The sequence below is a fragment of the Agrobacterium larrymoorei genome (assembly GCF_013322225.1).
Lineage (GTDB): Bacteria > Pseudomonadota > Alphaproteobacteria > Rhizobiales > Rhizobiaceae > Agrobacterium > Agrobacterium larrymoorei_A.
Map to the genome: position 1 here is coordinate 151,633 of NZ_JAAMFB010000016.1, position 25,894 is coordinate 177,526.

Annotated in this window: 19 protein-coding genes and 1 pseudogene; 9 read left to right on the plus strand and 11 right to left on the minus strand. The window is 57.5% G+C overall.

Annotation, left to right across the window (positions count from 1 at the left end; all coding sequences use genetic code 11):
* The first annotated feature begins 143 nt into the window (after positions 1–143).
* Positions 144–1,373 (plus strand): lytic murein transglycosylase, encoded by a 1,230-nt coding sequence (locus G6L28_RS09600; protein WP_174063539.1) that lies wholly within the window; start codon positions 144–146, stop codon positions 1,371–1,373.
* Positions 1,374–1,814: 441 nt separating this feature from the next.
* On the opposite strand, the gene metF is transcribed toward G6L28_RS09600, so the two are convergent.
* The 4 genes from metF to ettA all read right to left on the minus strand — a co-directional run bounded on the left by metF (position 1,815) and on the right by ettA (position 8,241).
* Positions 1,815–2,711, minus strand: coding sequence for a methylenetetrahydrofolate reductase [NAD(P)H] (gene metF, locus G6L28_RS09605; protein WP_174063540.1), 897 nt, complete (start codon positions 2,709–2,711; stop codon positions 1,815–1,817).
* 1 nt (position 2,712) lies between these two features.
* Positions 2,713–3,726 (minus strand): ArsR/SmtB family transcription factor, encoded by a 1,014-nt coding sequence (locus G6L28_RS09610; RefSeq protein WP_174063541.1) that lies wholly within the window; start codon positions 3,724–3,726, stop codon positions 2,713–2,715.
* Positions 3,727–4,064: 338 nt separating this feature from the next.
* The gene (locus G6L28_RS09615) at positions 4,065–6,365 is read right to left on the minus strand and encodes a methyl-accepting chemotaxis protein (protein WP_174063542.1); all 2,301 of its coding nucleotides are present in this window, start codon (positions 6,363–6,365) and stop codon (positions 4,065–4,067) included.
* Positions 6,366–6,591: 226 nt separating this feature from the next.
* Positions 6,592–8,241, minus strand: a complete 1,650-nt coding sequence (gene ettA, locus G6L28_RS09620; RefSeq protein WP_174063543.1) for an energy-dependent translational throttle protein EttA — start codon at positions 8,239–8,241, stop codon at positions 6,592–6,594.
* A gap of 218 nt (positions 8,242–8,459) precedes the next feature.
* On the opposite strand from ettA, the gene G6L28_RS09625 reads away from it, so the two are divergent.
* The 6 genes and pseudogenes from G6L28_RS09625 (at position 8,460) to G6L28_RS09650 (ending at position 13,966) form a co-directional block, all read left to right on the plus strand.
* The gene (locus G6L28_RS09625) at positions 8,460–9,419 is read left to right on the plus strand and encodes an alpha/beta hydrolase (RefSeq protein ID WP_234902513.1); all 960 of its coding nucleotides are present in this window, start codon (positions 8,460–8,462) and stop codon (positions 9,417–9,419) included.
* Between the two features lie 15 nt (positions 9,420–9,434).
* Positions 9,435–9,757, plus strand: a pseudogene (locus tag G6L28_RS09630) (type II toxin-antitoxin system RelE/ParE family toxin).
* Positions 9,758–9,768: 11 nt separating this feature from the next.
* The gene (locus G6L28_RS09635) at positions 9,769–10,080 is read left to right on the plus strand and encodes a DNA-binding protein (protein WP_174063544.1); all 312 of its coding nucleotides are present in this window, start codon (positions 9,769–9,771) and stop codon (positions 10,078–10,080) included.
* Between the two features lie 101 nt (positions 10,081–10,181).
* Positions 10,182–11,387: a CaiB/BaiF CoA transferase family protein gene (locus G6L28_RS09640; RefSeq protein WP_174063545.1), complete on the plus strand. Its 1,206-nt coding sequence runs from the start codon at positions 10,182–10,184 to the stop codon at positions 11,385–11,387.
* Positions 11,384–13,048: a thiamine pyrophosphate-binding protein gene (locus tag G6L28_RS09645; RefSeq protein WP_174063546.1), complete on the plus strand. Its 1,665-nt coding sequence runs from the start codon at positions 11,384–11,386 to the stop codon at positions 13,046–13,048. Before G6L28_RS09640 ends, G6L28_RS09645 begins: the two co-directional genes overlap by 4 nt.
* Before the next feature lie 153 nt (positions 13,049–13,201).
* Complete coding sequence (locus G6L28_RS09650; RefSeq protein WP_174063547.1) at positions 13,202–13,966, plus strand: HugZ family protein; 765 nt, start codon at positions 13,202–13,204, stop codon at positions 13,964–13,966.
* 322 nt (positions 13,967–14,288) lie between these two features.
* On the opposite strand, the gene G6L28_RS09655 is transcribed toward G6L28_RS09650, so the two are convergent.
* The 3 genes from G6L28_RS09655 to G6L28_RS09665 form a co-directional block, all read right to left on the minus strand.
* A complete protein-coding gene (locus tag G6L28_RS09655) occupies positions 14,289–14,630 on the minus strand; it encodes a RidA family protein (protein WP_174063548.1) in 342 nt (113 codons plus the stop codon).
* 41 nt (positions 14,631–14,671) lie between these two features.
* Positions 14,672–15,010, minus strand: coding sequence for a TIGR01244 family sulfur transferase (locus tag G6L28_RS09660; RefSeq protein WP_174063549.1), 339 nt, complete (start codon positions 15,008–15,010; stop codon positions 14,672–14,674).
* A 266-nt stretch (positions 15,011–15,276) separates the two neighbouring features.
* Positions 15,277–16,113, minus strand: a complete 837-nt coding sequence (locus tag G6L28_RS09665; RefSeq protein ID WP_174063550.1) for an aldose 1-epimerase family protein — start codon at positions 16,111–16,113, stop codon at positions 15,277–15,279.
* Between the two features lie 154 nt (positions 16,114–16,267).
* On the opposite strand from G6L28_RS09665, the gene G6L28_RS09670 reads away from it, so the two are divergent.
* Positions 16,268–17,707 (plus strand): L,D-transpeptidase family protein, encoded by a 1,440-nt coding sequence (locus G6L28_RS09670; RefSeq protein WP_174063551.1) that lies wholly within the window; start codon positions 16,268–16,270, stop codon positions 17,705–17,707.
* 126 nt (positions 17,708–17,833) lie between these two features.
* On the opposite strand, the gene G6L28_RS09675 is transcribed toward G6L28_RS09670, so the two are convergent.
* From G6L28_RS09675 to G6L28_RS09690, 4 genes are all read right to left on the minus strand, one after another.
* Positions 17,834–19,066 (minus strand): MFS transporter, encoded by a 1,233-nt coding sequence (locus G6L28_RS09675; RefSeq protein WP_425292667.1) that lies wholly within the window; start codon positions 19,064–19,066, stop codon positions 17,834–17,836.
* 44 nt (positions 19,067–19,110) lie between these two features.
* The gene (locus G6L28_RS09680) at positions 19,111–19,755 is read right to left on the minus strand and encodes a TetR/AcrR family transcriptional regulator (protein WP_174063707.1); all 645 of its coding nucleotides are present in this window, start codon (positions 19,753–19,755) and stop codon (positions 19,111–19,113) included.
* Between the two features lie 48 nt (positions 19,756–19,803).
* Entirely contained in the window at positions 19,804–20,517 is a 714-nt protein-coding gene (locus G6L28_RS09685) for a ParA family protein (protein ID WP_174063553.1), read from the minus strand.
* Positions 20,518–20,675: 158 nt separating this feature from the next.
* Positions 20,676–21,923, minus strand: coding sequence for an AGE family epimerase/isomerase (locus G6L28_RS09690; protein ID WP_174063554.1), 1,248 nt, complete (start codon positions 21,921–21,923; stop codon positions 20,676–20,678).
* A 191-nt stretch (positions 21,924–22,114) separates the two neighbouring features.
* On the opposite strand from G6L28_RS09690, the gene metH reads away from it, so the two are divergent.
* Positions 22,115–25,888 (plus strand): methionine synthase, encoded by a 3,774-nt coding sequence (gene metH / locus G6L28_RS09695; RefSeq protein ID WP_174063555.1) that lies wholly within the window; start codon positions 22,115–22,117, stop codon positions 25,886–25,888.
* The last annotated feature ends 6 nt before the right edge of the window (positions 25,889–25,894 follow it).

Genomic DNA, 25,894 nt, shown 5'->3' on the forward strand with positions numbered 1-25,894 from the left:
TCGCACGCGTGTAAGAAACAAAACACGTGGGCGAAACTTTTAGAACGGCCCGCCCACTCTTCCGCCACAAAGCTTGGCGACGGATTTGGCAAAGGCCGGACGACGGCCATCCAGCATCCCAAATTGCACATTGAGGAATTCCGATGTTCAGCAGCTTCTCGCCCCGCAGCATCACGCTTGCTGCCACCCTGCTCGCCTTGTCCTGCGGCTCCGCGCTTGCCGTCACCCCCATGGCATCTCCGGATGATCCCAAACAGGTGGCTTGTGGCGGCGATCTTTCCGCATTCCTGCAAGGCGTGAAGGATGAGGCGGTCGCCAAGGGCGTTCCGGCGCAAGCAGTAGACAAGGCACTCGCCGGTGCGCAGATCGATCAGAAGGTGCTTTCGAGAGACCGCGCGCAGGGCGTATTCCGCCAGACTTTCCTAGAATTCTCGCAGCGCACCGTCAGCCAGGGCCGTCTTGATCTTGGCCGCAAGAAGCTTCAGGAATTCTCCTCCACCTTCAAGCGCGCAGAGGACGAGTTTGGCGTTCCCGCAGGCGTCATTGCTGCCTTCTGGGCCATGGAAACGGATTTCGGTGCCGTTCAGGGCGATTTCAACACGCGCAACGCGCTTGTCACGCTCGCCCACGACTGCCGTCGCCCCGAGCTTTTCCGCCCGCAGTTGATTGCGCTGACGGAAATGGTGCAGCACGGCGATCTCGATCCTGCGACCAATACAGGCGCCTGGGCCGGTGAAATCGGTCAGGTCCAGATGCTGCCGAAAGACATTATTGCTTTCGGCGTGGATGGCGATGGCGACGGCCATGTGAACGTGAAGGGCAGTTCCCCGGATGCGATCCTCACAGCCGCAAAGTTTATCCAGCACCTCGGCTTCAAGAAGGGCGAGCCTTGGATTCAGGAAGTTTCCGTGCCGGAAAACCTGCCATGGGAAAAATCCGGCCTCGGCGGCACTATGACGGCAGGCGAATGGTTCAACCTCGGCGTTACCCCGCGCGATGGTAACAAGAACTTCGCCAATTTGCCAGCAGCCCTCGTCATGCCGCAGGGCCGCAAGGGGCCGACCTTCATCACCTACCCGAACTTCAACATCTATCTGGAATGGAACCAGTCCTTCATTTACACCACCTCAGCCGCCTACTTCGCAACGAGGCTCATGGGCGCGCCGGTTTATGAAAAGGGCAATCCAGATCCCGGCCTGGACGATGCCGCCATGAAGGAACTCCAGACCAAGCTCGATGCAAAGACGCACGATGTCGGCAAGATCGATGGTATCCTCGGCTCAGGCACCCGCGTCGCCGTCCAGCGCGAACAGCAGCGCCTCGGCTTGCCTGCGGATGGTTGGCCGACGCGAGAGTTGCTCGACAGGCTTTGATCGTCTGCCCGGACTTTTGCAGACGAAATGACGGAGATTTTAATGATGGCTGTGGCATTAACCACAGCCATTTACTTTTTTTCACATCCGAAGAACGAATTTTTCACTCTGTAATATAAGTTGTTTTTCAAAGGATTGCTGCCGCAATTTCATCCATGTTGAGCTCAATTGGTGTGCAGCGCATCATAAAAAGCGCTTTTCAAGAGACACAAAACGGTCATAATGCTTACTGTCAACGAACAGGAGGCAAGCATGGGACTTACAAATTCTCTTAATGCCTTAGCAGTCGGTATGGCGTTTGCGTTCGTCGGGGTGATGCTTTTCATCTGACGTAAACGTTGGGGTTTAGGACGCATACTCGAAAGTTGATCCTTATAAGCCATTAAAAAAGCGCAGGTTTTAGTACCTGCGCTTTTTTTATTCCTTGAATTTTAGCTGCTCTCAGGCCGCAGTTTTGCGGGTCGGACGATAGCCGACATTCTCAAGAGTTGCGTTGACCAGTGGCGCGCGATTCATCGTGTAGAGATGGAATTCGTTAACGCCGCGACGGCGGAGGTCGAGAATCTGTTCGGCAGCGACGTCTGCAGAAACTTTCGCACGACCGGCCGGGTCTTCGTCGTAGCCTGCAAAACGATCGTCCAGAAACGCAGGGATCGTCGTCCCCGCGCGTCCGGCAAAGCGCTTCAGCTGCGTGAGGTTCTGGATAGGCATAATGCCGGGCACGACGGGGATGCGTATGCCAGCCTTCACAACGCGCTCCATGTAACGTTCATACATGTCGTTATCGAAGAAGAACTGCGTCAGCGCACGGGTCGCGCCATTGTCCGCCTTGCGCTTCAACATGTCGATATCGACGTCCAGGCTGGCGCTCTGCGGATGCTTTTCCGGGTAGGCGGAGACGGAGATTTCGAAATCGCTGATTTCGCGCAGTCCCTGCACGAGTGCCGCCGCATTCTCATAACCCTGCGAGTGAGGCTGGTAAGGCGTACCGATGCCGGTGGATGGATCGCCACGCAGCGCCACGAAGTGCTTCACGCCGGCAGCGCGAAACTCTTCCACGACGGCGTGAACTTCATCCTTGCTGGCATCCACGCAGGTCAGGTGCGCGGCAGTTGCCAGACCGGCAACAGAAATCATGCGTCGCACCGCATCGAGTGTCGGTGCCTTCGTGGTGCCGCCTGCGCCGTAGGTTACGGACACGAAATCCGGATTCCAGCGGGAAAGCTCTTCGACCGTTTCCCAAAGCTGGATGTCCATATCCGGGCTTTTCGGGGGAAAGAATTCAAAAGAGAGCCTGAAATCACCATTAATGTGGCGATTGGTGTCAGTGTTCGTCATGTCATGCCCTCCCGGCAGAAAGAAGCGGAGCTGCAACCTGCCCCTCGCCTGCAATCAGCAAGCGCGGATCGCGGGCAACCCAGATTGTTACGTCAAGCGATTTGGCGGAAGCTTTGCCGGAATGCAGATCAAACGCCTTTTCAGGCGAGAGCCCGGCCTTCTTGAGCCACTCCTCCATGGTTTGATGCGAAAATCCGAGGCGAACATGAGCATGTTCCTCCCGCAGATATTCGAGTGAATGCGGCGCCAGATCGATCACTACCAGCCGACCGTTCGGCCGAAGCATCCGTGCCGCTTCGGCAATCGCCATTTCCGGGTGATCGAGAAAGTGAAGCACCTGATGGACGACCACCAGATCGAAATCCTGACCTTCCAGCGGCAAATTGAGAATATCGCCATGCCGGACGGAGGCATGTGCAACCCCTGCCCTGTCCAGATTGGAGCGAGCAACGGCCAGCATGTCGCGACTGGCATCGACCCCTATGGCACGGCGATAGATGCCGCTCAGCAATTGCAGGATACGGCCCGTGCCGGTGCCAAGGTCAAGCATCGAATCGACCGGCGTGGTGCCGATCAGCTTCAACAGCGCGCTTTCAACCGCTTCGTCGCTGACATGCAGACGGCGCAGTTCATCCCATGCAGAGGCATTGCGGCTGAAATAATCCTGCGCGCGGTCAGCCCGCACGCGCTTGACCGCGTTTAGACGTTCGCTATCGCGAAGCAGAACGGCATCCGTAGACGAAGCAACGGAAAGCAGCGATTTTACCAGCTCGGCGGCCTTGCCATCTTGCCTTAAACGGAAGTATGCCCACGCACCTTCCTGATAACGGTCGATAAGATTTTCTTCGGCCAGCAACTTCAGGTGACGCGAGATGCGCGGCTGTGACTGACCGAGGATCTCGGTAAGGTCAGTGACTGTCAGATCGCCCGCGGACAAAAGGGCAAGCAAACGAAACCGCGTCGGCTCTCCCGACGCTTTTAGCAGCCCTACCAGATTATCCAGCCCTAAAGCCAAAGCCCCAACCCCATCCAATCAACATATAAAGATATCTTTATACGATTTGATTTGGAGCTGCAAGAGGAAGCGATGTTGGTTAGAGAGCATTGGGTGCAAAAAGGGTGAGAGTGGCGCCTTCTTTAAGGAGCGTGAATTTTGGACATTCTGGCGGAACGCAACTCTTCCGTAGTGCGGAACTTGATTCACTGCTGTTCGGTTTAAATCAAGATCCTAGTTTGTCCCAAAACGATCGCCGCCCTTATTCCTGTGCTTGTCACAGGAATTCAGCCAACGCGCAGATGCGCGTTGGCTCAACCGTAGATCAAGTCCGAGATTACGAAGCTCGAGAACCTAAATCAAAACTCCGTCCAATCCTCTGAAACCTTAACCGCCGCGTTTCCATGAACCATAGGCGCAGTACGTCTCCCCGGCACCTCCCGGCGCACCGCAGACGGCGGGGCCGCAGCGCGCATCGTTTCCGCCATACCTCGTAGCTGGCTTGCGGCCTGACCCAACTGGAAGTGCGACAGCAGCGACTTCAGATTGGCACTCTCCTGCGCCAGAGACGCACCGGCGGCGTTCATTTCTTCGACCATTGCGGCGTTCTGCTGGGTGGCCTGATCCATGTGGTTGACCGCCGTATTGACCTCGGCAAGACCGGCGGACTGCTCCTGTGCGGCGGTGGCGATGGCTTCCATGTGGGCGTTGACGGACTGGACGAGTTCGGCAATTTCCCCAAGGCCCGTGCCGGTATCGCTGACGAGGCGAACGCCTTCGCTGACGGCGATGGCGGAGTTGCCGATCAGCTCCTTGATCTCCTTGGCTGCCTTGGCGGAACGCTGTGCGAGCTCACGAACCTCCTGAGCGACGACCGCAAAGCCCTTGCCAGCCTCACCTGCACGCGCTGCTTCCACACCGGCGTTCAGAGCGAGAAGGTTGGTCTGGAAGGCGATTTCATCGATCACGCCGATGATCTGGCCGATCTGCTTGGACGAATCCTCGATCTTGCCCATGGCTTCCACGGCGTTACGCACGACGTCGCCCGAATTGCCGGCCTTGTCTCGCGCATTACGAACAACGATACGAGCTTCGGCTGCGCGCTTTGAGGTAGACGTAACGTTTGCCGTGATCTGCTCCAGCGCTGCTGCCGTTTCTTCGAGAGATGCGGCCTGCTGTTCGGTGCGCTTGGAAAGATCGTCCGATGCAGACGATACCTCATTCGAGCCGCCGGTAACGGTCGAGACCGACTGGCCGACGCTGGTCAGCGTTTCGCGCAGTTGACGAACCGAGCTGTTGAAATCCACACGCAGGGCTTCAAACTGTGAAGACAATGGCTGGTGCAGCTCACAAAGCATGTCGCCTGCGGCCAGCCGCTTCATGCTTTCCGCAAAGGCGCTGGTGGCCTGCACCAGACGCGCTTCGGCTTCCGCCTCTGCCGCGCGCTGCATTTCTGCGCGTTCACGCTCTGCACGGGCGCGGTTGTCGGCTTCCGACGCTTCCAGTTCGCGATTGCGGATGGCGGCCTGACGGAAGACTTCGACAGCCTGCTCCATGTCCCCAATCTCATCCTTACGACCGGAAGAAATTGCGGCATCGTCGATCTGACCGTGGACCAGCTTGCCCATGGCGCCCACCATGGAGCGGATGGGGCGCACCACCGTCATAGCCATCAGGCTGGAGAAGGCCACCATGAAGAGGCCACCGGCGAGACTGAGCAAAGCGATGATGACAAGGTTCTGGAAAGCGTTGCCTGCATATTCCGTCGCAAGGCCGGAAATGTCACTCAGGCTTTCGTTCTCGACACTCTTCAAGACTTCGATCTGCTTGGTAGCTGTAGCAAACCATGTCTTTGCATCGAGCGCACTTAAATCGGCACTCTCGCCATTTGCCAGAATGCGGTTACGCAAGCCAGAAAGTTCAGCGGAGCCTGCCGCGAGCATACCGGTGAAGCGCGCATTTTTGTCGGGGTTCTGGGCGCTCATGAATGCGCTGATCAAAGCCTGTTGACCGCCCGCCATTGCAGCAAAGGAGGCAAATCGTGCCGCATCCATCTTTTTCGCCGCAATGAACCCGTTACCGAGGCCGCGCTCCTGCCCGGCAAGTTCCTTTGCCTTCATCAACTCCACAAAGGCGGCAATATGTCTGGAGATGACCGGATCGTCCGCTTCGCCAACCAGTTCCCCTGCGATACCGATCACACTGGCGATGGCTGATGTATAGGCAGCAAACGCTTGCGGTCCCGTCGCGGAGCTTCCATCAACCGCCTGACGGATCTGCTTTGCGGCATCGAGGCTGGTTTTGGTCGCGACCTGCTGGCTGGACGCCTGACCGTCACCGAGATCCGAAAGCGTCTTGGAAATAAGGTCAAACTGACCCACGGCGCCATCAGTCTGCGTGCGGGCGCTGGATAATTCCGCGCCATTCTGCGCGCCTTTCGAGCCAATGAAGCCTGCCGTCAAACCGCGCTCTACCTGAAGAGAGTGGGCGATATCGCTCAGCTTCTTAAGCTGATCGCCGATCACCACGATCTCGTTCATGTTGCGATAATCGCTCCAGCGCTCGGAGACCTGAACGTAGCTCAGATAGCCAGCAGCGAGCATAGGCAAAGTGACGGCCGTCCAAAGCCGCTTACTGATTGAAACGTCAACCAACTTCATGAGGCACCCCTGTATCGTGACCTCATGCCACCCGCATGCGCAACTCATACGCGCAATAGCAGTTAACATTGGCTTTATTAAATAACTCTAAATAACTTACACTATACTTAGCTATGGCAACTATTGATAAAAATCAACAATATACAACTGTCAATCTGTTTAAAATAAAAGCCGCCGCATAATATTAATGCAGCGACTCGGTATTTTTGCCGATAATTAATGCAACTTAGCGTGTCAGGCGCTTGTAAGCCTGGCTGCCGGGGTTCAGAGCATCGGGGCCGAGGCGGCGGATTTTGTCCTGTTCGTAATCTTCGAAGTTACCTTCGAACCACTCCACATGACCGTCACCTTCAAAGGCGAGAATGTGGGTGGCCAGACGGTCGAGGAACATGCGATCGTGGCTGATGATGATGGCGCAGCCGGCGAAGGCTTCGAGCGCGCTTTCCAGAGCACCCAGCGTTTCGGTGTCGAGGTCGTTCGTCGGTTCGTCGAGGAGGAGAACGTTACCGCCTGCCTTCAGCATCTTGGCAAGGTGAACGCGGTTACGCTGACCACCGGAGAGATTGCCGACCTTCTGCTGCTGATCGCCGCCCTTGAAGTTGAAGGCGCCGCAATAAGCGCGGCTGTTCATGTCGAACTTGCCGAGCTTGATGACTTCAGCACCACCGGAGATTTCTTCCCACACGGTCTTTTCCGCATCCAGCGCATCGCGGCTCTGGTCGACGTAACCGAGGTGAACCGTCTCACCGACGCGGATGGAGCCCGCATCCGGCTTTTCCTGACCCGTGATCATCTTGAACAGGGTCGACTTACCGGCACCGTTCGGGCCGATGATGCCGACGATACCGCCTGGTGGCAGCTTGATCGACAGATCGTTGATCAGCGTGCGACCTTCGAAGCCCTTGTTGATGCCTTCGAGCTCGATGACGACCTGACCGAGACGCTCGGACACCGGAATGATGATCTGCGCATCGCCGGGACGAATGTTCTCTGCGGCATCAACCAGTTGTTCGTAAGCCTTGATACGGGCCTTCGACTTGGCCTGACGCGCCTTCGGGCTGGAGGCAATCCATTCCTGTTCGCGAGACAGCGACTTCTGGCGACCGGCCTCTTCGCGGGCTTCCTGCTGCATACGCTTGGCCTTGGCGGTCAGATATGCGGAGTAGTTGCCCTCGTAAGGAATGCCGCGACCACGGTCGAGCTCGAGAATCCAGCCGGTGACGTTGTCGAGGAAGTAGCGGTCGTGGGTGATCATCATCACGGCACCGGGGTAGTCACGCAGGTGCTTTTCAAGCCATGCAATGGTTTCCGCGTCGAGGTGGTTGGTCGGTTCGTCGAGCAACAGCAGGTCCGGCTGCGACAGCAGTAGACGGCAGAGCGCGATACGGCGACGCTCACCACCGGAGAGAACGGTCACGTCCGCATCCTTCGGCGGGCAGCGCAGGGCTTCCATCGCCATTTCGACCTGCTGTTCCAGATCCCAGAGATTCTGGCTGTCGATAATATCCTGAAGCTTCGCGCCTTCATCGGCGGTCTCGTCGGAATAATTCATCATCAGTTCGTTGTAGCGGTCGAGAACAGCCTGCTTGTCGGCAACGCCGACCATGACGTTTTCGAAGGCGTTCTTGGTTGGGTCCAGATGCGGTTCCTGCTCCAGATAGCCAACGGTCGCACCTTCGGCGAGCCAGGCTTCACCCGTGAATTCCTTGTCCTGACCGGCGATGATGCGCAGAACGGTGGACTTACCCGCGCCGTTCGGTCCGAGAATACCGATCTTGGCATCCGGGTAGAAGGACAGGTTAACGTTCTCTAGTATCTTCTTCGCGCCATAGGACTTGTTCAGTCCGGACATGTGATAGATGAATTGGCGTGCCATTGTAGCGAATGCTCCACGTCGGATTGGAAAATGCGAATTGGGAAATTTGCCGCTATGTAAGGTAAACGGGGCTGAGGGGCAACCTCTTAGAGCGCCGCGCGTCCTTTTTGGACGCACAAAGGACGCTCTAATTTTTTTAACCTCGCATCGTAGTTTCCGAAAATCGATTCCGATTTTCGGGTCGATGCTGCCCTCATAATAAGCGGCCGGGAGTAACGATGAAAGACGATCTGATGTTTGGCGAAATCCACCGGCTGGAAAGCCCCTCCGGCGCAACTCTCGCCTACCGGCACGAGCCCGCGCGTGGAGAACCGCGCGGCGTTCTGCTCATTTGCCATGGCTTGGTCGAACATGCCGGACGCTATCGCCGCTTCGCAGATTTCATGGCCGAACGCGGCTTCGAGATTTACGCTCACGACCACCGCGGCCACGGACGCACGAAGGCGGATGATGCTCCGATTGGCCGTTTCGCCTGGAAGGACGGGCATTACAAAGCAGTCGAAGACGTTATGGCGATGCGAAACCTCATCGCCGAGCGCCACCCTACCCTGCCCGTCATCCTCTTCGGCCACTCCATGGGCGGCCTGATTGCGCTCAACACCGCCGTCAGCCACCCGGATCGCTTCAACGCGCTGTCCATCTGGAACTCAAATTTCAATTGCGGCGTGATGGGCAGGATCGCTCAGGTCGTGTTGCGGCTCGAAAAGATGCTGAAGGGTTCCGATGTGCCAAGCGGCATTCTGCCCAAGGCAACCTTTCGAATCTGGAACGGAAAGATGCCGGAAAAACGCACCACGGCGGATTGGCTGAGCCATGATAGGGAAGTGGTGGATGCTTACGTGAACGATCCGCTATGCCAGTTCGAAGCCAGCGTTTCACTCTGGCAGGACGTGTTCGCGATGTCCTATCGCGGACCGAAACTCATGGAGCGCTTGCCGAAGGATTTGCCGATACTGGTTGTCAGCGGAGACGAGGATGCCGCGACCAATGACGGAAAGGAAATTCGCTGGCTTGCTGGGCGGTTTCGTGAGGCGGGTTTTACCGACGTGGAGGACACGATCTATAAAGGTATGCGTCATGAGACGTTGAATGAGATCGGCTGGGAAGGACCGGCAGCGGATTTTGCGGGTTGGGCTGATAGGTCAGTCGCCGTACATAATTTCATAAATCGTTTTTAAACGAATAAAATAGACATGTTTGAGATAAAGCATTATCTTACAGAAGACGGTGAAATCCGATCACAAAATGGCTTGGCGAGTTGCGTGACGTTCAAGCGAAGATTGCCATTACCAGACGCCTTAACAGGTTGGAAAAAGGCAACTTCGGAGACTTCAAACCCATACGGGATGGAGTTCACGAACTGCGCATCGATACCGGGCCGGGCTACAGGGTCTATTATGCCCGCTCTGGCAAAACGGTCATGCTGCTTCTATGCGGCGGCTCGAAACGAACGCAGAGCAGCGACATAGACAAGGCGTGCGAATATTGGCGCGACTGGCAGAGCCGGACAGACTGAAGGAACACGCCATGAAAGACAAAAGCCACGATGATGCGATGGCGGACTTGTTTCGGGATGACCCTGCATTCGCGGCAGCAACACTGGATGCAATTTTGGCCGATGGCAATCAGGGCGAGTTGATGGTGACACTTCGGCAGATGGCGAAAGCGTTTGGCGGCGTAACGCAGGTCGCAAAAGATGCAGACCTGAACGCAACGCAACTCTATCGAACCCTGTCGGTCAAGGGAAACCCTGAACTGCGCAGTCTGAGCGCGATCCTGCGCACGATGGGATTGCGTCTCGCCATCCAACCGATCTCAGACCACGCCGCAAACCACTAACCACTCAGACTTTTCCCAAACGGAATAAACCCATGAGATAATTTCAGATGCGCGTATTCATCGGCCTCTTTATAAGGCCAGATGAAAGCATAGGGAATTCCATGGTCGAACCGTCATCATCAAAACAGCCGCCTCTTAAGGGAATTCGTGTCATCGAGCTTGCGCGGGTTCTGGCAGGCCCATGGGCGGGTCAGATGCTGGCCGATATGGGAGCCGATGTCATCAAGGTTGAAAGCCCGGAAGGCGGCGATGATACGCGCGCATGGGGGCCGCCTTTCGTTGAAAGCGAGGATGGCGACAATCTTTCTGCCGCCTATTACCACTCTACCAATCGTGGCAAGCGCTCCATCACCATCGACCTGAAGACGGAGGAAGGTCGCCAGATCGTACGCCGTCTGGTCAAGACCGCCGATGTCGTTATCGAGAATTTCAAGCGTGGCGGGCTGGAGAAATACGGGCTGGATTATCAGAGCCTGCGGGCGCTGAACCCGAAGCTCATCTATTGCTCCATCACCGGCTTTGGCCAAACCGGTCCTTACGCGGATTTCGCCGGTTACGATTATATCGTGCAGGGCATGTCCGGCTTCATGTCGATTACCGGCGAGCCGGATGGCCAGCCGATGAAGGCGGGCGTTGCCGTCGCAGATATCTTCACCGGCATCTATTCCGTCACCGCCATTCAGGCAGCGCTCATCCACGCCATGAGAACGGGTCAGGGCCAGCATATCGATATGGCGCTGCTCGACGTACAGTCCGCGGTTCTCGCCAACCAGAACATGAACTACCTTATTTCCGGCAAAGCTCCGGTACGGCTCGGCAATGCGCATCCAAACATTTCGCCCTATGAAGTGGTGCCGACGGCAGACGGGTTCCTGATTCTCGCTGTTGGCAATGACGGCCAGTTCCGCCGGCTTTGCAAAATACTCGGCATCGACGCGACTGCCGATGACGAGCGTTACGCCACCAACAAGGCCCGCGTGGCGCACAAGGTGGAAGTCCGCCAGATCGTCTCCACCGAAACACTCAAATGGATGAAGCGGGATCTGCTGACCGCCTGCGAAGGCAACGCCGTTCCGGCAGGGCCGATCAACTCCATCGAGGAGATGTTCGCCGATCCACAGGTGCAGGCACGCGGGCTCCGCGTCGATCTCGAAGCCGCGGATGGCACAGTCATTCCCGGGGTCCGCACGCCTATCGTTCTCTCGGAAACACCGCTACGTTACGAGCGTCCAAGCCCGCGACTCGGTGAACATCAGGCCGAAGTTCTGGCTGAACTGGAAGATATTGAGAGGAATATCGCGCCATGACGACTTTGGGGAGGAGAACCGGCGGGCAGTTGATCGTGGAGGCGCTGAAAGCAAACGGCGTCTCTCGCGTTTCCTGTGTACCGGGTGAAAGCTATCTGGCGGTTCTGGATGCGCTTTATGAAAGCGGCATCGAAACCATCGTCTGCCGTCAGGAGGGTGGAGCGGCGATGATGGCGGACACATGGGGCCGCCTGACGGGTGAACCCGGTATCTGCATGGTTACACGCGGTCCGGGCGCGACCAACGCCGCCGCTGGCCTGCATGTGGCGAGACAGGATTCCATACCGATGATCCTTTTCATCGGTCAGGTGCAGAGCGATGCACGCGAACGCGAAGCGTTTCAGGAAGTGGAATATCGCCGCGCCTTTACCGAATTTGCCAAATGGGTTGGCGAAATCGATGACGCCCGCCGCATTCCCGAATTCGTCACCCGTGCTTTTGCAATAGCTACATCCGGTCGCCCCGGCCCCGTGGTGCTGACACTGCCGGAAGATATGCTGGTGGAAGAAGTCGAGGCACCGGAAGCCAAGCCCTATACGCCAGTCGAAAACCACCCCGGCCCGAAGCAGATGAAGAAGTTCGCCGAGCTGCTTTCCAGCGCCAAGCGCCCGATGTTCATCGTCGGCGGCACACGCTGGACTGAAGAGGCCGTCGCAAAGTTCAAGACCTTTGCCGAAAGCTTCAAGCTGCCTGTCGGCTGCTCCTTCCGCCGTCAGATGCTGTTCGATCACCTAAGCCCATCCTATGCGGGCGATGTCGGCATCGGCATCAATCCGGCGCTATCGAAGGAGATCAAGGAGTCGGATCTCATCGTGCTGCTCGGCAGCCGCATGTCGGAAATGCCCTCCTCCGGTTATACGATGCTGGACATCCCCTACCCATCGCAGACTTTGGTGCATGTCTTCCCGGAAGCGGAAGAGCTTGGGCGCATCTACAGGCCCGATCTTGCGATCTGCGCTTCGGCGGATGATTTCGTTGATGCGCTCGAAAGCTTGGATACACCACAGAATCCAGTCTGGGCAGATCGTACCGCCTCAATGCACGACGCCTATCTGAAGTGGTCCACCCCGCCAAAAACCGGCCCCGGCAATGTGCATATGGGTCCGATCATGGAATGGATCGAGGCCAATGTGCCCGCCGATACCGTTTTCACCAATGGCGCGGGCAATTATGCCACATGGCTGCACCGCTTCCACCGCTTCCAGCGCTTCAACACCCAATCGGCCCCGACATCCGGCTCCATGGGTTACGGCCTGCCAGCGGCAGTTGCCGCGAAACACCTTTTTCCGGAGCGCGAAGTCGTCTGCTTTGCCGGTGACGGCTGCTTCATGATGCACGGCCAGGAATTTATCACCGCCATCCGCTACGGTCTGCCGATCATCACGGTGTTGGTGAACAACGGCACCTACGGCACCATACGCATGCATCAGGAGCGCGAATATCCCGGCCGCGTCAGCGCCACCGACCTCGTCAACCCGGATTTCGTCGCTTATGCGAAAGCTTTCGGCGGTCACGGGGAACTGGTGGAAAAAACGGAAGATTTCGGCCCGGCCTATGAGCGCGCACGCGCCAGCGGCAAGCCTGCGATTATCGAAGTGAAGCTGGATGCGGAGGCGATTACGCCCGCGCGGACGCTGACGCAGATCAGGGAACGGAGCTAATTTCCGCGAAGGTTCACTCTTGCTCCTCCCTCATTCCTGTGCTTGTCACAGGAATCTAGTCAGCCCAAGTCTTTGGGCTGAGAGGAGTCTTCTCATCGTGCAGACGCACGATGACTGGATTCTGTGACGAGCACAGGAATGAGGGAGAGAATTATGGTGACCGCGACAACCCCACCCATCACCCCACGCACCGCAAAAATCGAACCCTCCGCAGGCGCTCCCTTCGAAGCCGTTCGCATCGCCCGCGACGTTCTGCTCACATCCCGCACCGCAGGCCTCGCCACACTCGACCCCACAAGCGGCTATCCCTATAACACCGCAACCAACATCGCGGTCGAGCCGGATGGGACGCCGTTCTTCTTTGCCGCGCGGCTGGCTCTCCACGCCCGCAACATAGAAGCAGATGCCCGCATTTCGCTGGTGCTGGCGCCGTTCAACAAGGGTGACGCGCTGACGTTGCCTCGCTTGACGCTAGTGGGCAAAGCGGAGTTGATTGGCGAAAGCGAAGTAGAAGTCGCCAAGGCGCGTTACATTGCGCGGTATCCGAAGGCCAAGCTCTATCTGGCGCTGCCCGACACGCTGCTTTACCGGCTGAACATCGAAGGCGTGCAGATCAATGGCGGGCCAGCGCGCAATGCCAGCAATATTACGCCAGCCGATCTTCGTACCGATTTTGTTGGTGCGGATGCACTGATGGCTGCTGCGGACGAAGAGATTGCGCGGATCAATGCGATTAAGGGTGAGGCTTCTCGAATTGCGGTGATGGCGGGTAGAAAGGCGGGCGCTTGGAAGGTGACGTCCATTGATCCCGAGGGCATCAACCTGGCATCTGCGGGCGATCTTGCGCGGCTTTGGCTTGAAGCGCGGGTGACGGATTTGAATCAACTTTCGAAGGTGATGACTCAGCTGTCGAAGTGATGTGGCTAAGGGGTTGGCAAGTAAGTGGAAAAATGCCGAGGCATAAACCCCTCTACCCAAGAAAACCTAGGACTTCGCTTCGCGAAGATCGAGGTTTTCTATCCTCTCCCACAGGGGGGAGAGGAAATAGCGCAAGCGGCGCGGCATACGCCTTATCTCACCGTCCTGAGCTTGTCGAAGGGGTGGGAGAGAAAGCAATTTCAACATTTTAGCCCAAGTCTAAGTGTTAGAAATTGCAAGTGAGGGGTCGATTTTGTTCACCGATCAACAAAAAAACCGGCCCACGAGGGACCGGCTTTCCAATCTCAAATCATAAACCCACTCAAATCGCAGCGGTTACGATGAACTCGACCTTGTAATCCGGTGTCGCCAGCGGTGCGCCGCTGGTGGCGCGGGCTGGTGGGTTTGCCGGGTCGATCCAGCCTTCCCAGACAGCGTTCATTTCGCCGAAGGTGGACATGTCGGAGAGGTAGATGATGGTCTGGAGGATCTTCGACTTGTCGGAGCCAGCAAGAGCCAGCAGGCGGTCGACTTCAGCGAGGGCAGATTTGGACTGCTCGGTCACGGATGCACCTTCGCCAACCTGGCCGGCGAGGTAAACGGTGTTGCCGTGAACGACGGCTGCACTCATACGCTTGCCGGGCTCGATACGCTTGATGCTCATGGTAAACTCCTGTTTGTAGGCTTAAATAAAACCGGCGCGGATCAACCGCGCAAATGCTGCGTCTTTTCGTAGATGGCTGTCGAGCGTGCGCCGGAGCGGCAATAGCCGAGCATGGGACGCTGTAAATCATCCAGCGCATCCACCATCCCGTTGACGGCATCCGGATCGACGCCAAAACGGCCGACCGGCACATGCATGATGGTGATGCCAAGTTCTTCCGCACGTTCCGCGATATCGGCAAAGCGGGGCTGGCCCTCTTCTTCGTCATCCGGACGGTGGCACACAATCGACTTGAAGCCGAGCGCCTTGACCTCATCAAGATCGGCAACGCTGATTTGCCCACTTACGGAGTAATCGTCATCGATACGTCTGATATCCATCTTCTGCCCTCCGATGGTGACGATGCCCGGCAGAAAACCTGCCGCAAGCCTCACATTCGGCACCCGGTGTAAGGCGTTAAGCCGGGTGCGTCAATGACACGAAATTTCAATTAGAGACCAGCCTACTGTCTGCTCAGGAATCGTCGGATGTCTGGCGAAAATGGTGATTTCGAGAACCGGAGCGCAGCGTACTTAAAGGTACGTGAGCACCGGAAGCGCAGAAATCGCCATTTGCAGCCGACAGGCGGCGTTTCCTGAGTAGGCTGTCAGAGAATAGAAAAGCGCAGGGCGTAGTCCCGACTTTGCCCCGGCTCCAGCATATTGAACTCGCCCGCCTGCCTCAGTTCCTCGCGACCGACCCCCCGATGCGAGACGGGTTCTATGCCGAGGACGTTGGCAGGGTCGCTCTGGTTTCGCCACATCTGCAGATAAGGCAAGGTGTCGTTCCGAAAAGCCACCTTCAAAGTGCGTCCGCCGATAGCGGCGATCGGACCCAGCTTCAGTTCAGCCCAGCCATCGGCGGCTTGTGCAGACACACAGAACACGCCGCCTGGCTCTTCGCCAAAACGCCAGCCAAATCCGCCACCATTGAAAGAGCTGCTTTCCAGCCGCACGGCGTCATCGAACAGCTTCGCTGCAACATTCATGTGATACATGAGGAAGGTTGGGCGGGCCGTATCGCTCGTGTTCGTCACACGGTCTTCAAGGCTAATGTCGCCACTCTCGCCGTCGATTCGCCATTCACGTTCCAAGAGCGCTGTACCACCATCCGCAAGCGTGACCGGAACCCGCGCCACCGCCAATGCATTCTCTTCTGAAACATCCCAGGCGGTTATTTCGGCGGGATGGGAGGAGAAAGACCCATGGAGAGGGTATTTTCGGCCGGAAGTGTCACCTTCGATAGCTTCGGTATGGCGAATGTGATCCGGCCCGCAGGTAAAGAGGAAGCCTTCGAGCGAGTGGTCGATACGCGGATCGCCATCATCAGGAATGGCGCGTTCCGGTGCGATATTGATGCCGTCAACGATGCAGGCACCGATGTCGAACACGGATGTCTCGTCGAGCAATATGGTTGGCGACTTTCCAGCTTTGAACTCCCGCATGGGTTCTCCTGTTGCTTCGTAGAAACAGCGATCACGCAAATGCTATCGCGAGATCGAGAAATTAATATTGCATTAACCGCGAATTCACCTTTTTCACAATAGGGTCAAAATTAACGTGTGTTTACTGGGGAAATACCCAAGGGATCGCAGAGTCGTGAAACTTTTTCTTAATGCAGCGTTTGGCCTCGCAGTTGCGATGACGCCAGTTCTCGCACCGGCAGACGCCAGCGCGCAGTCTCGTTACGGCTATCAGGAACAGTCTGTTCTCGTGACGCCGGATGGCCGAGTGCTGGATTACATGCCGGAACGCGGCGATATCGTCATCAGCCGCGACCGCATGGGACGAACCGTGTATTACGACCGTTACGGCAACCTCGTAGCCACCGAAATGCCAGGAGGTGCGCAGCAGCAGCGCCGTGAGGCAGCGCGCGACCCTTACCGCAACCCCTATTATGATCAGCCCGAAACCTATTATCCGCCAGCACCGGGACAGCGCCAAGGTCAGGGCCAGCGTCAACAACAAGATTACGGCTATCAGGGCAATAACAGCGGACAGTACCGCGATTATCGTGATTTCCGCAACGATGGCAGCGACCGCGACGTTTACACCGGCTCCGTAGAACCCCGCCGTGGCGATGTGGAAAGCGGCCCGTTGACACAGCCCATGCCTGGTGAAAGCACCACGGCTGCCGTGCCGCAACCCGATCACCTGATTGAGCGCAACCAGCCGGTGACGGCACCGGTCAACCGTTCGCGTCAGGAAATTGTGGCGCTTCAAGTATTTTTGGATCGCGAAGGCATTTCGCCGGGCGTGATCGATGGCAAGATGGGCGACAACGTCAACAAGGCGATTGCTGCCTGGCAGGACATGACCGGTGAGCGTCTGGACCCGAACAATACCGACGACATTCTGGAGCGCCTTCGCAACAGCGGCGGTCTGGCAATTGTGGATTATACCATTACTGCTGCCGATGCCGCTGGACCGTACGTGGCTTCGATCCCGGATGACTACGCGGAGAAGGCCCAACTCCCTGCCATGTCCTTCACATCGACGTCCGAAGCATTGGCCGAGCGCTTCCATATGGATGAGACCTATCTGAAGGAACTGAACCCCGGCGTCGACTTCTCCGTTCCCGGCACCATCATCAAGGTTGCCAACCCCCTGGACGTCAAAAAAGGCCAGGTCTCGCGTATCGTCGCGCACAAGGGGATCAAGCAGGTGTTCGCCTATGATGAAAGCGGTACGCTGGTTGCGGCCTACCCGGCGACCATCGGTTCCTCGGATACACCTTCGCCAAGCGGAACGCACACGGTGGAGCGGATCGCGCTCAATCCGGGTTACACCTACAATCCGAAGATCAACTTCCAGCAGGGCCAGAACACCCAGATCCTGCAGATTCCACCCGGCCCCAATGGCCCTGTTGGTACGGTCTGGATCGCCCTTTCGAAGCCGACCTATGGTATCCACGGCACACCGGAACCTTCCAAGATCGGCAAGACCAATAGCCACGGCTGTATCCGCCTGACCAACTGGGATGCGACGGAACTTGCGAAGATGGTTCGCCCGGGTGTTGTCGTGGAGTTTGCGGAGTAAGGCTGTTCACGCCTTATCGACGTTATCCTCGGGCCTGTCCCGAGGATCTGAACTCATTCAATTTGGGGTTTGTTAGATGCTCTGGTCAAGCCCGGGGCAGTACGGTTAAAAGCCCCCGTGAAATCGTCACCCCAGCTTCAAAGCCCGCGCTTCCCTTCGTCCTTCCGTCAAAAAGAAAACGAGCGCCATGACCGGAAGAGCAAAGCCGAGCCACGAAGCAGCCATCCACTGGCCGGAAGCATAGGCCCAGCCACCAAGCGCTGACCCCAACGCGCCGCCCATGAAGAAGGTGGCCATGAAGACGCCATTGAGGCGGCTGCGGAATTCCGCGCCGAGGGAGAAGATCGCGCGCTGGCCAAGAACGAGGTTGGTAGTGACGGCGAAGTCCAACGTGATTGCGGCAATGACGAGCAGCGCCAGCGAAAGATGCGTGCCCTCAGATGCGATGTGCGTGATGAGGAAGGATGTAGCTGCCGTTACCAGGGCAAACAGCGTCGCACCCCATGTCCAGCCACGGTCTGCCATCCGACCCGCGATGGGCGCTGCAACTGCGCCTGCGGCTCCGGCCAATGCAAAGAGCGCGATTTCACCCTGAGTCAACCGAAAAGCTGGACCACTGAGATAAAGCGGAGTGGTTGTCCAGAACAGGCTGAAAGCGCCGAACATCGCGGCCTGATAGGCAGAGCGGCGCTGGAGTATGGGCGTGTTGCGAGCCAGCTGACCCATTGACGCAAGAAGCGAACGATAAGGCAGCTTCGCGTCCGGCATGCGTTGCGGTAGAAAACGATAGAGAACAAGCGCCAGCACGACCATGACCGCGGCCGACAGCACGAACACCCCGCGCCAGGACACGAATTCCGAAAGCACGCTGGAAACCGGCCGCGCCAGCATGATACCGACCATCAGACCGCTCATGACGTTGCCAACGACACGACCGCGCGTGGCATGCGGCGTCATATGCGCGGCGAACGGCACAATCATCTGCACCGCAACAGAACTGATCCCGACGAGGAAGACTGCCACGAGAAACGGCGCGGCATGCGGGGCAAGTGCAGCAGCAACCAAAGCCAGAACGGCAGTTCCAACCGTCGCAACGATCAATCTGCGGTTCTCGACCAGATCGCCCAACGGCACGACGAAAAGAAGGCCGAGACCATACCCTATTTGTGTCAGCGTCACGATCAGTCCTGTCGCTGCGGGCGACAGACCCAGTTCAGCACCGATGACGCCCGCGAGCGGCTGAGCGTAGTAAAGATTGGCCGCCACCAGCCCGCAAGCGCTGGCGAGCAGGAAGATCATAGCGGAAGAAATCGTCTCTTCCTGCGGATTGTCCGCATCAACAACCGTCGAGGTCATCATTTCACTCCTAATTGGAAACAATCATTTCCAAATTAATCAAAAAATCAATCGAAAATGCGCATCGCAGCATCAACGATCGACGACAATTCCTCCCGTGAGGGGCCGGTTTTCCCGACAACCCGCATTCCGTACAACAGGCAAAGCGCTGTTTTCGCCAGCACCTCGGCATCGCCTTTGCTGGTCACAGATCCATCCGCCTGCCCTTCCCGCACGAGGCGGGCCAATATCCTCTCGCGCGCGTCGATGGCACTACGCACCACACGGGACATATCCTCATCCAGTGAAGCCAGATCGGATGCTGCGCCGACGACAAGGCAACCCTGCCTGCCGGACTGGTCGGCAGAAGCGTCGGCATAAAAATTCATCGCCGCCAGCAGCTTTTCACGGCCATTCTGCCCCGCCGCCACCTTGGCCTCGAAACGCTTGGTCTGCACAAGCCGGTAGCGCTCCACGGCAGCAATGTAGATGTCTTTCTTGTCCTTGAAGGCCTTGTAAAGACTACCCTGCGTCAGCTCCATCGCCTCGGTTAGATCGCCTACCGAGGTTGCATGGAAACCGCGCTCCGCGAAAACGCCGATTGCCTTATCGACAGCGGCATCGACGTCGAATTCACGCGGGCGTCCGCGTTGACGGCTTGAAGTGGATATCGTTGAGATCTCGTTCATGGATCGAATATAGGAAACGATCATTTCCAAATCAAGCAAAAAGATCGCGCCTCTGATAAGGCGCGATCTGGCTTAAGCCGCTTTGCGATTGAACAGACGCAGATTTCGGCCAGAGCGCACGACGCGCGCCGGCATCAGGCTTAACACCTCCGCTGCGAACAGACGCACGTTTTCCATGGCCTTATCGAGGTTGCTGACCTTTTGACAGTCCAGCGAAGCAATGGTGCCGCCATGGTCGAAAATGTCACGGAAGGCGGCGCGTTCAGCGATTGGAGTGGTTAGAACGCGTACATTTCTCTGAGCAAGAAGCCCTTTGACCAACAACAGGGCGCGAGTGCTGATCATGGCGTTGACGCGGGTCAGCACCACGGAGTGATCGATTTCGCGTCCCATCTTTTCACGGAGAAAGGCGAGATGATCGAGAACTTCGGCAGCACCTCGCGCATCCATGGCCGAGCCTTGAACGGGGATAAGTACATGGTCGGAAATGCCGAGCGCCATGGTCAGGAGTGGGTTCTTGGTTCCGGGCAAGTCGATGATGAAACAGTCCGTATTAGCCCTGTTCTCACGGATATGCGCTTCGAGCGAAGCCATTGTGACGTTGGATATGACCGAAAGATTGTGGACGGAGCCAGATAGTTCGAACCAGTGCGAAATCCACAGCTGTGGATCGGCATCGAGAACGGTGACGCGATGACCGGTGCGGGCAAGTTCGGTGGCGAGCAACAGAACGGCTGTGGTCTTCCCTGCCCCACCCTTGGTATTGGCGAATGTGATGACTGGCATTGTGGCCCCCGAAAATTTCAGAGCCTTTAATTCCGATGCTCTGCAACGCACCGAAGCAAATCATGGTGCTTTACATAGTGTTAACCAACATAATTAACAAAATGGAAACACGACCGGGCGAAGTCTTGCCCGGCCCTGCTCCATCCCATACTCGGCCGTCAGAAACGAGCCCCCTTTTCAGCAATGACTTTCACCAGGCTGCCATCTGCCGGGAACAGCGGAATAAGGCATGCCTGCAGGGCGTGATAGATATCGCCCTTGCCCGGAAACAGCGTGTTGGCAGGAACGAGATCATCCGTCAGCTCCTCATGCCAGCCGCCATGTTCATGATCAAGGAAGCGGTTGGCAATCGTGCTCCAGATGCGGCGGTAGCTGTCTTCGTAGAACTCGTCGGCGGGCAAGTGTTCGTTGAGGAAATGGGCGGCTCCGGCTGCCTCACTCATGGGCCACCACAGCTTCTCCCTCTTGGCGGGCGTGTTGTCCCAATCGAGCGTATAAAAGAACCCGCCCTTTTCCCGGTCCCAGCCCAGCGCCATGGATTGGACGAAAAGCGATTTTGCCGCCGTCGGCATCCAGTCATGCTTGCGGCCGCCAAGCACCCAGAGCTGGAGGATGAGGCGGGCCCATTCCAGCCAGTGGCCGGGGGTGGAGCCGGAAGGGCGGAACATTTCGTTGCCGCGATAATCCTTATCCAGCACCCAGTTCTCATCGAAATGTTCCGGCACGCGGAAGTCCAGCGCACCGGCGGCACGGCGGATGATGAGGTCTGCGATACGTTCGGCCTTGGCGAGATAAGTCTTGTCACCCGTCACCTCGAAAGCAGCCATCAGCGCTTCGGTCAGGTGCATGTTGGAGTTCTGACCGCGATAATTTTCGATGGGAGACCAGTCGCGATAAAACTCCTCATTGATAGCACCGTGTTGGTCTTCCCAGAAGCGGGTTTCAAGAATCTCGGTGATGTCAGCCAGCATTTTATCGGCCAGCGGATGGCCAACAGTCTTTGCCGAGGAGGCGGCGAGAAGCACGAAAGCGTGGCCATAGCCCTGCTTGGTGGAATCTGCCGGGCCGTTATCATCCACCTGCCAAAAATAGCCGCCATGCTCCTGATCGCGGTGCCTGTCCCAGAGATAGGTCATGCCATGATCGACGATATCGCCGCAGCCGGGGCGACCGAGCAGATGACCAATGGAGAAGCAATGCACCATGCGGGCTGAGGCGTGGATGCCCCGCACCTGATTATCGGAAACGAGAGGCACGCCCTGACGGTCGAGGTCGAAAAAACCACCCTTGGGATTGACGGCGCGATACTGGAAGAAATCAAACAGGCCTTCTGCCTGCTTTGCCAGCCATTGCCGGTGCCAGGGCAGCGTACTCCAGTTGGCTTTCGTGCTTTCTGTCTCGCTCATCCAGTCCTCCTTTGATGCGGTCTTGATTCTACCTATATCTTTCGGGCGTAAGGGTGTCATCCATAACGGAAATTTCGTAACGTCGGTTCGGGACGCAAATGGTTTGCTTGAACCGCTTCATATGTTGACATAAAGATATCTTTATGTGACTTGAAATTTGCTGATTTGCAAAGAATGAGGAGTGAGTGCCGATGTTGGATAATCTGTTTGGCCCTCTGGGCGGCAAACAAGACGGCGCGGAAATTCTGAAAGCGCTGAGACAGGCTGCTCAGGAGCGCATCCTCATTCTCGATGGTGCCATGGGCACGCAGATCCAGGGCCTTGGATTTGACGAAGACCATTTCCGTGGAGATCGCTTCATCGGTTGCGCCTGTCATCAGAAGGGCAATAACGACCTGCTGATCCTGACCCAGCCGGATGCAATCGAGGAAATCCATTACCGTTACGCCATGGCGGGTGCGGATATTCTGGAAACCAACACCTTCTCCTCCACGCGCATTGCGCAGGCGGATTATGAGATGGAAGGTGCGGTTTACGATCTGAACCGCGAGGGTGCCTTCGTCGTGCGCCGCGCCGCACAGCGCGCAGAGCGCGAGGATGGCCGTCGCCGTTTCGTGGCTGGTGCCATTGGCCCGACCAACCGCACCGCCTCCATCTCGCCAGACGTCAACAATCCCGGCTATCGCGCCGTTTCGTTCGATGATCTTCGCGCTGCCTATGGCGAGCAGATCGATGGCCTGATCGATGGCGGTGCCGACCTCATTCTTATCGAAACCATTTTCGATACGCTGAATGCCAAGGCTGCAATCTTTGCCTGCGAAGAGCGCTTTGCGGCCAAGGGCATTCATCTGCCGGTGATGATTTCCGGCACGATTACCGATCTTTCCGGCCGCACGCTTTCCGGCCAGACGCCATCGGCATTCTGGAATTCCGTGCGCCACGCCAACCCCTTCACCATCGGCCTGAACTGCGCGTTGGGTGCCAACGCCATGCGTCCGCATTTGCAGGAATTGTCCGACGTTGCGGACACTTTCATCTGCGCCTATCCGAATGCGGGTCTGCCGAACGAATTCGGCCAGTATGATGAAACGCCGGATATGATGGCGGCGCAGGTTGCCGAGTTTGCGCGTGAAGGACTGGTCAATGTAGTGGGCGGCTGTTGCGGCTCCACGCCGGAGCATATCCGCGCCATTGCCGAGGCCGTGAAGGGCTTCGAGCCACGCAAGGTCCCGGAGCACAAGTCCTTCATGTCGCTGTCTGGCCTCGAGCCCTTCGTGCTGACCAAGGACATTCCCTTCGTCAACGTCGGCGAGCGCACCAACGTCACCGGGTCTGCCAAGTTTCGCAAGCTTATCACGGCGGGCGATTACACGGCGGCTCTCGCCGTTGCCCGCGATCAGGTGGAAAACGGTGCGCAGATCATCGACATCAACATGGATGAGGGCCTGATCGACAGCCAGAAGGCCATGGTCGAGTTTCTCAACCTCATCGCCGCCGAGCCGGATATCGCACGCGTTCCGGTCATGATCGATAGTTCCAAGTGGGAGATCATCGAGGCTGGCCTGAAATGCGTTCAGGGCAAGTCCGTGGTCAACTCCATCTCGCTGAAGGAAGGCGAGGAGAAGTTTCTGGAACAGGCGCGTTTGGTGCGCCATTACGGCGCCGCCGTCGTCGTCATGGCCTTCGATGAGGTGGGGCAGGCCGACACTTATGAGCGGAAGGTGGAAATCTGCACCCGCGCCTACAAGCTTTTGACCGAGAAGGCAGGTCTTCTGCCCGAAGACATCATCTTCGACCCGAATATCTTCGCCGTGGCGACGGGTATCGAGGAGCACAATAATTACGGCGTGGACTTTATTCAGGCCACGAAGACGATCCGCGAAACCATGCCGCTGGTGCATATTTCCGGCGGCGTTTCTAACCTGTCCTTCTCCTTCCGCGGCAATGAGCCGGTGCGTGAGGCGATGCATGCCGTGTTCCTCTACCACGCCATTCAGGTCGGCATGGATATGGGCATCGTCAATGCCGGTCAGTTGGCGGTCTATGAAAGCATCGATCCCGAACTACGCGAAGCCTGCGAAGACGTGGTGCTGAACCGTCGCGAAGATGGCACGGAGCGGCTGCTGGCTGTGGCGGAAAAATTTCGTGGCGGTCCGGGTCGGGAAGCAAAGGTGCAGGATCTGGCATGGCGCGAATGGTCTGTCGAAAAGCGGCTGGAACACGCGCTCGTCAACGGCATCACCGATTACATCGATGCCGACACGGAAGAAGCGCGCCTCGGGGCCGCGCGTCCGCTGCACGTCATTGAAGGCCCGTTGATGGCGGGCATGAATGTGGTTGGTGACCTCTTCGGTTCGGGCAAGATGTTTCTGCCGCAGGTGGTTAAATCCGCCCGCGTAATGAAGCAGGCCGTGGCCGTCCTTCTGCCCTATATGGAAGAAGAAAAGCGCCTCAATGGCGGCGATCAGCGCAAGGCCGCAGGCAAGGTGCTGATGGCGACCGTGAAAGGCGATGTGCACGATATCGGCAAGAACATCGTCGGCGTCGTACTGGCCTGCAACAATTACGAAATCATCGACCTCGGCGTCATGGTGCCGACCACGAAGATTCTTGAGACGGCAATCGCGGAAAAGGTCGACGTCATCGGCCTGTCGGGCCTGATCACGCCTTCGCTGGATGAGATGGTGCATGTCGCGGCTGAAATGGAACGCATGGGCCTCGACCTACCGCTGCTGATCGGTGGCGCGACGACCAGCCGTGTTCATACGGCTGTGAAGATCCATCCGCGTTACGAAAAAGGTCAGGCGATCTACGTGACGGACGCGTCGCGCGCCGTGGGCGTCGTGTCTGCTCTGTTGTCGGACGAGCAGAAGCCAGCCTATATCGATGGCATCCGTGGCGAATATGCCAAGGTGGCGGAAGCCCATGCCCGCAATGAACGGGAAAAGCAGCGCCTGCCGCTGTCTCGTGCCCGTGAGAATGCGCATAAGGTGGATTGGACCGGCTACCAGCCGGTCAAGCCGCAGTTCTTCGGCACCAAGACCTTCGAAACCTATGATCTTGAAGAACTATCCCGTTACATCGACTGGACGCCGTTCTTCCAGACATGGGAGTTGAAGGGACGTTACCCAGCCATTCTGGAAGATGAGAAGCAGGGTGAGGCTGCACGTCAGCTCTATGCCGATGCGCAGGCGATGTTGAAGAAGATCATCGACGAGAAGTGGTTCCGTCCTCGCGCCGTCATCGGCTTCTGGCCCGCCAATGCTGTGGGTGACGATATCCGCCTGTTCACCGACGAGAGCCGGAAACAGGAACTCGAAACCTTCTTCACGCTTCGCCAGCAGCTTTCCAAGCGCGATGGACGTCCCAATGTGGCGCTTTCGGACTTCGTAGCTCCCAAGGATACGGGCGTTGCAGATTACGTAGGCGGCTTTGTGGTCACGGCGGGTATCGAGGAAGTGGCGATTGCCGAGCGCTTCGAGCGGGCAAACGACGATTACTCCTCCATCCTCGTCAAGGCTCTGGCAGATCGCTTCGCCGAAGCCTTTGCTGAACGCATGCATGAGCGCGTGCGCAAGGAATTCTGGGGCTACGCAACCGACGAGAGCTTCAGCAATGAGGAATTGGTCGGCGAAGCCTATGCAGGTATCCGCCCTGCCCCCGGCTATCCCGCCCAGCCTGACCATACGGAAAAGGAAACACTTTTCCGCCTTCTGGACGCCACCAACCAGACCGGCGTGGAGCTGACCGAAAGCTATGCCATGTGGCCCGGCTCCTCCGTCTCCGGCCTCTATATCGGCCACCCGGAAAGCTACTATTTCGGCGTCGCCAAGGTAGAGCGGGATCAGGTGCAGGATTATGCGCAGCGCAAGGGTATGGCCGTGGCAGAGGTCGAGCGCTGGCTCGGGCCTGTGCTGAACTACGTACCTACGGATGCGGCAAAGGAAGTGGAAACGGCGGCTTAACGCCGC

Bases quoted from the DNA above. Each gene is read 5' to 3' on its own strand.
- G6L28_RS09600 (WP_174063539.1), top strand. From the start codon at position 144: ATGTTCAGCAGCTTCTCGCCCCGCAGCATCACGCTTGCTGCCACCCTG.
- metF (WP_174063540.1), bottom strand. From the start codon at position 2,711: ATGACGAACACTGACACCAATCGCCACATTAATGGTGATTTCAGGCTC.
- G6L28_RS09615 (WP_174063542.1), bottom strand. From the start codon at position 6,365: ATGAAGTTGGTTGACGTTTCAATCAGTAAGCGGCTTTGGACGGCCGTC.
- ettA (WP_174063543.1), bottom strand. From the start codon at position 8,241: ATGGCACGCCAATTCATCTATCACATGTCCGGACTGAACAAGTCCTAT.
- G6L28_RS09625 (WP_234902513.1), top strand. From the start codon at position 8,460: ATGAAAGACGATCTGATGTTTGGCGAAATCCACCGGCTGGAAAGCCCC.
- G6L28_RS09635 (WP_174063544.1), top strand. From the start codon at position 9,769: ATGAAAGACAAAAGCCACGATGATGCGATGGCGGACTTGTTTCGGGAT.
- G6L28_RS09640 (WP_174063545.1), top strand. From the start codon at position 10,182: ATGGTCGAACCGTCATCATCAAAACAGCCGCCTCTTAAGGGAATTCGT.
- G6L28_RS09645 (WP_174063546.1), top strand. From the start codon at position 11,384: ATGACGACTTTGGGGAGGAGAACCGGCGGGCAGTTGATCGTGGAGGCG.
- G6L28_RS09650 (WP_174063547.1), top strand. From the start codon at position 13,202: ATGGTGACCGCGACAACCCCACCCATCACCCCACGCACCGCAAAAATC.
- G6L28_RS09655 (WP_174063548.1), bottom strand. From the start codon at position 14,630: ATGAGCATCAAGCGTATCGAGCCCGGCAAGCGTATGAGTGCAGCCGTC.
- G6L28_RS09660 (WP_174063549.1), bottom strand. From the start codon at position 15,010: ATGGATATCAGACGTATCGATGACGATTACTCCGTAAGTGGGCAAATC.
- G6L28_RS09665 (WP_174063550.1), bottom strand. From the start codon at position 16,113: ATGCGGGAGTTCAAAGCTGGAAAGTCGCCAACCATATTGCTCGACGAG.
- G6L28_RS09675 (WP_425292667.1), bottom strand. From the start codon at position 19,066: ATGATGACCTCGACGGTTGTTGATGCGGACAATCCGCAGGAAGAGACG.
- G6L28_RS09680 (WP_174063707.1), bottom strand. From the start codon at position 19,755: ATGATCGTTTCCTATATTCGATCCATGAACGAGATCTCAACGATATCC.
- G6L28_RS09685 (WP_174063553.1), bottom strand. From the start codon at position 20,517: ATGCCAGTCATCACATTCGCCAATACCAAGGGTGGGGCAGGGAAGACC.
- G6L28_RS09690 (WP_174063554.1), bottom strand. From the start codon at position 21,923: ATGAGCGAGACAGAAAGCACGAAAGCCAACTGGAGTACGCTGCCCTGG.
- metH (WP_174063555.1), top strand. From the start codon at position 22,115: ATGTTGGATAATCTGTTTGGCCCTCTGGGCGGCAAACAAGACGGCGCG.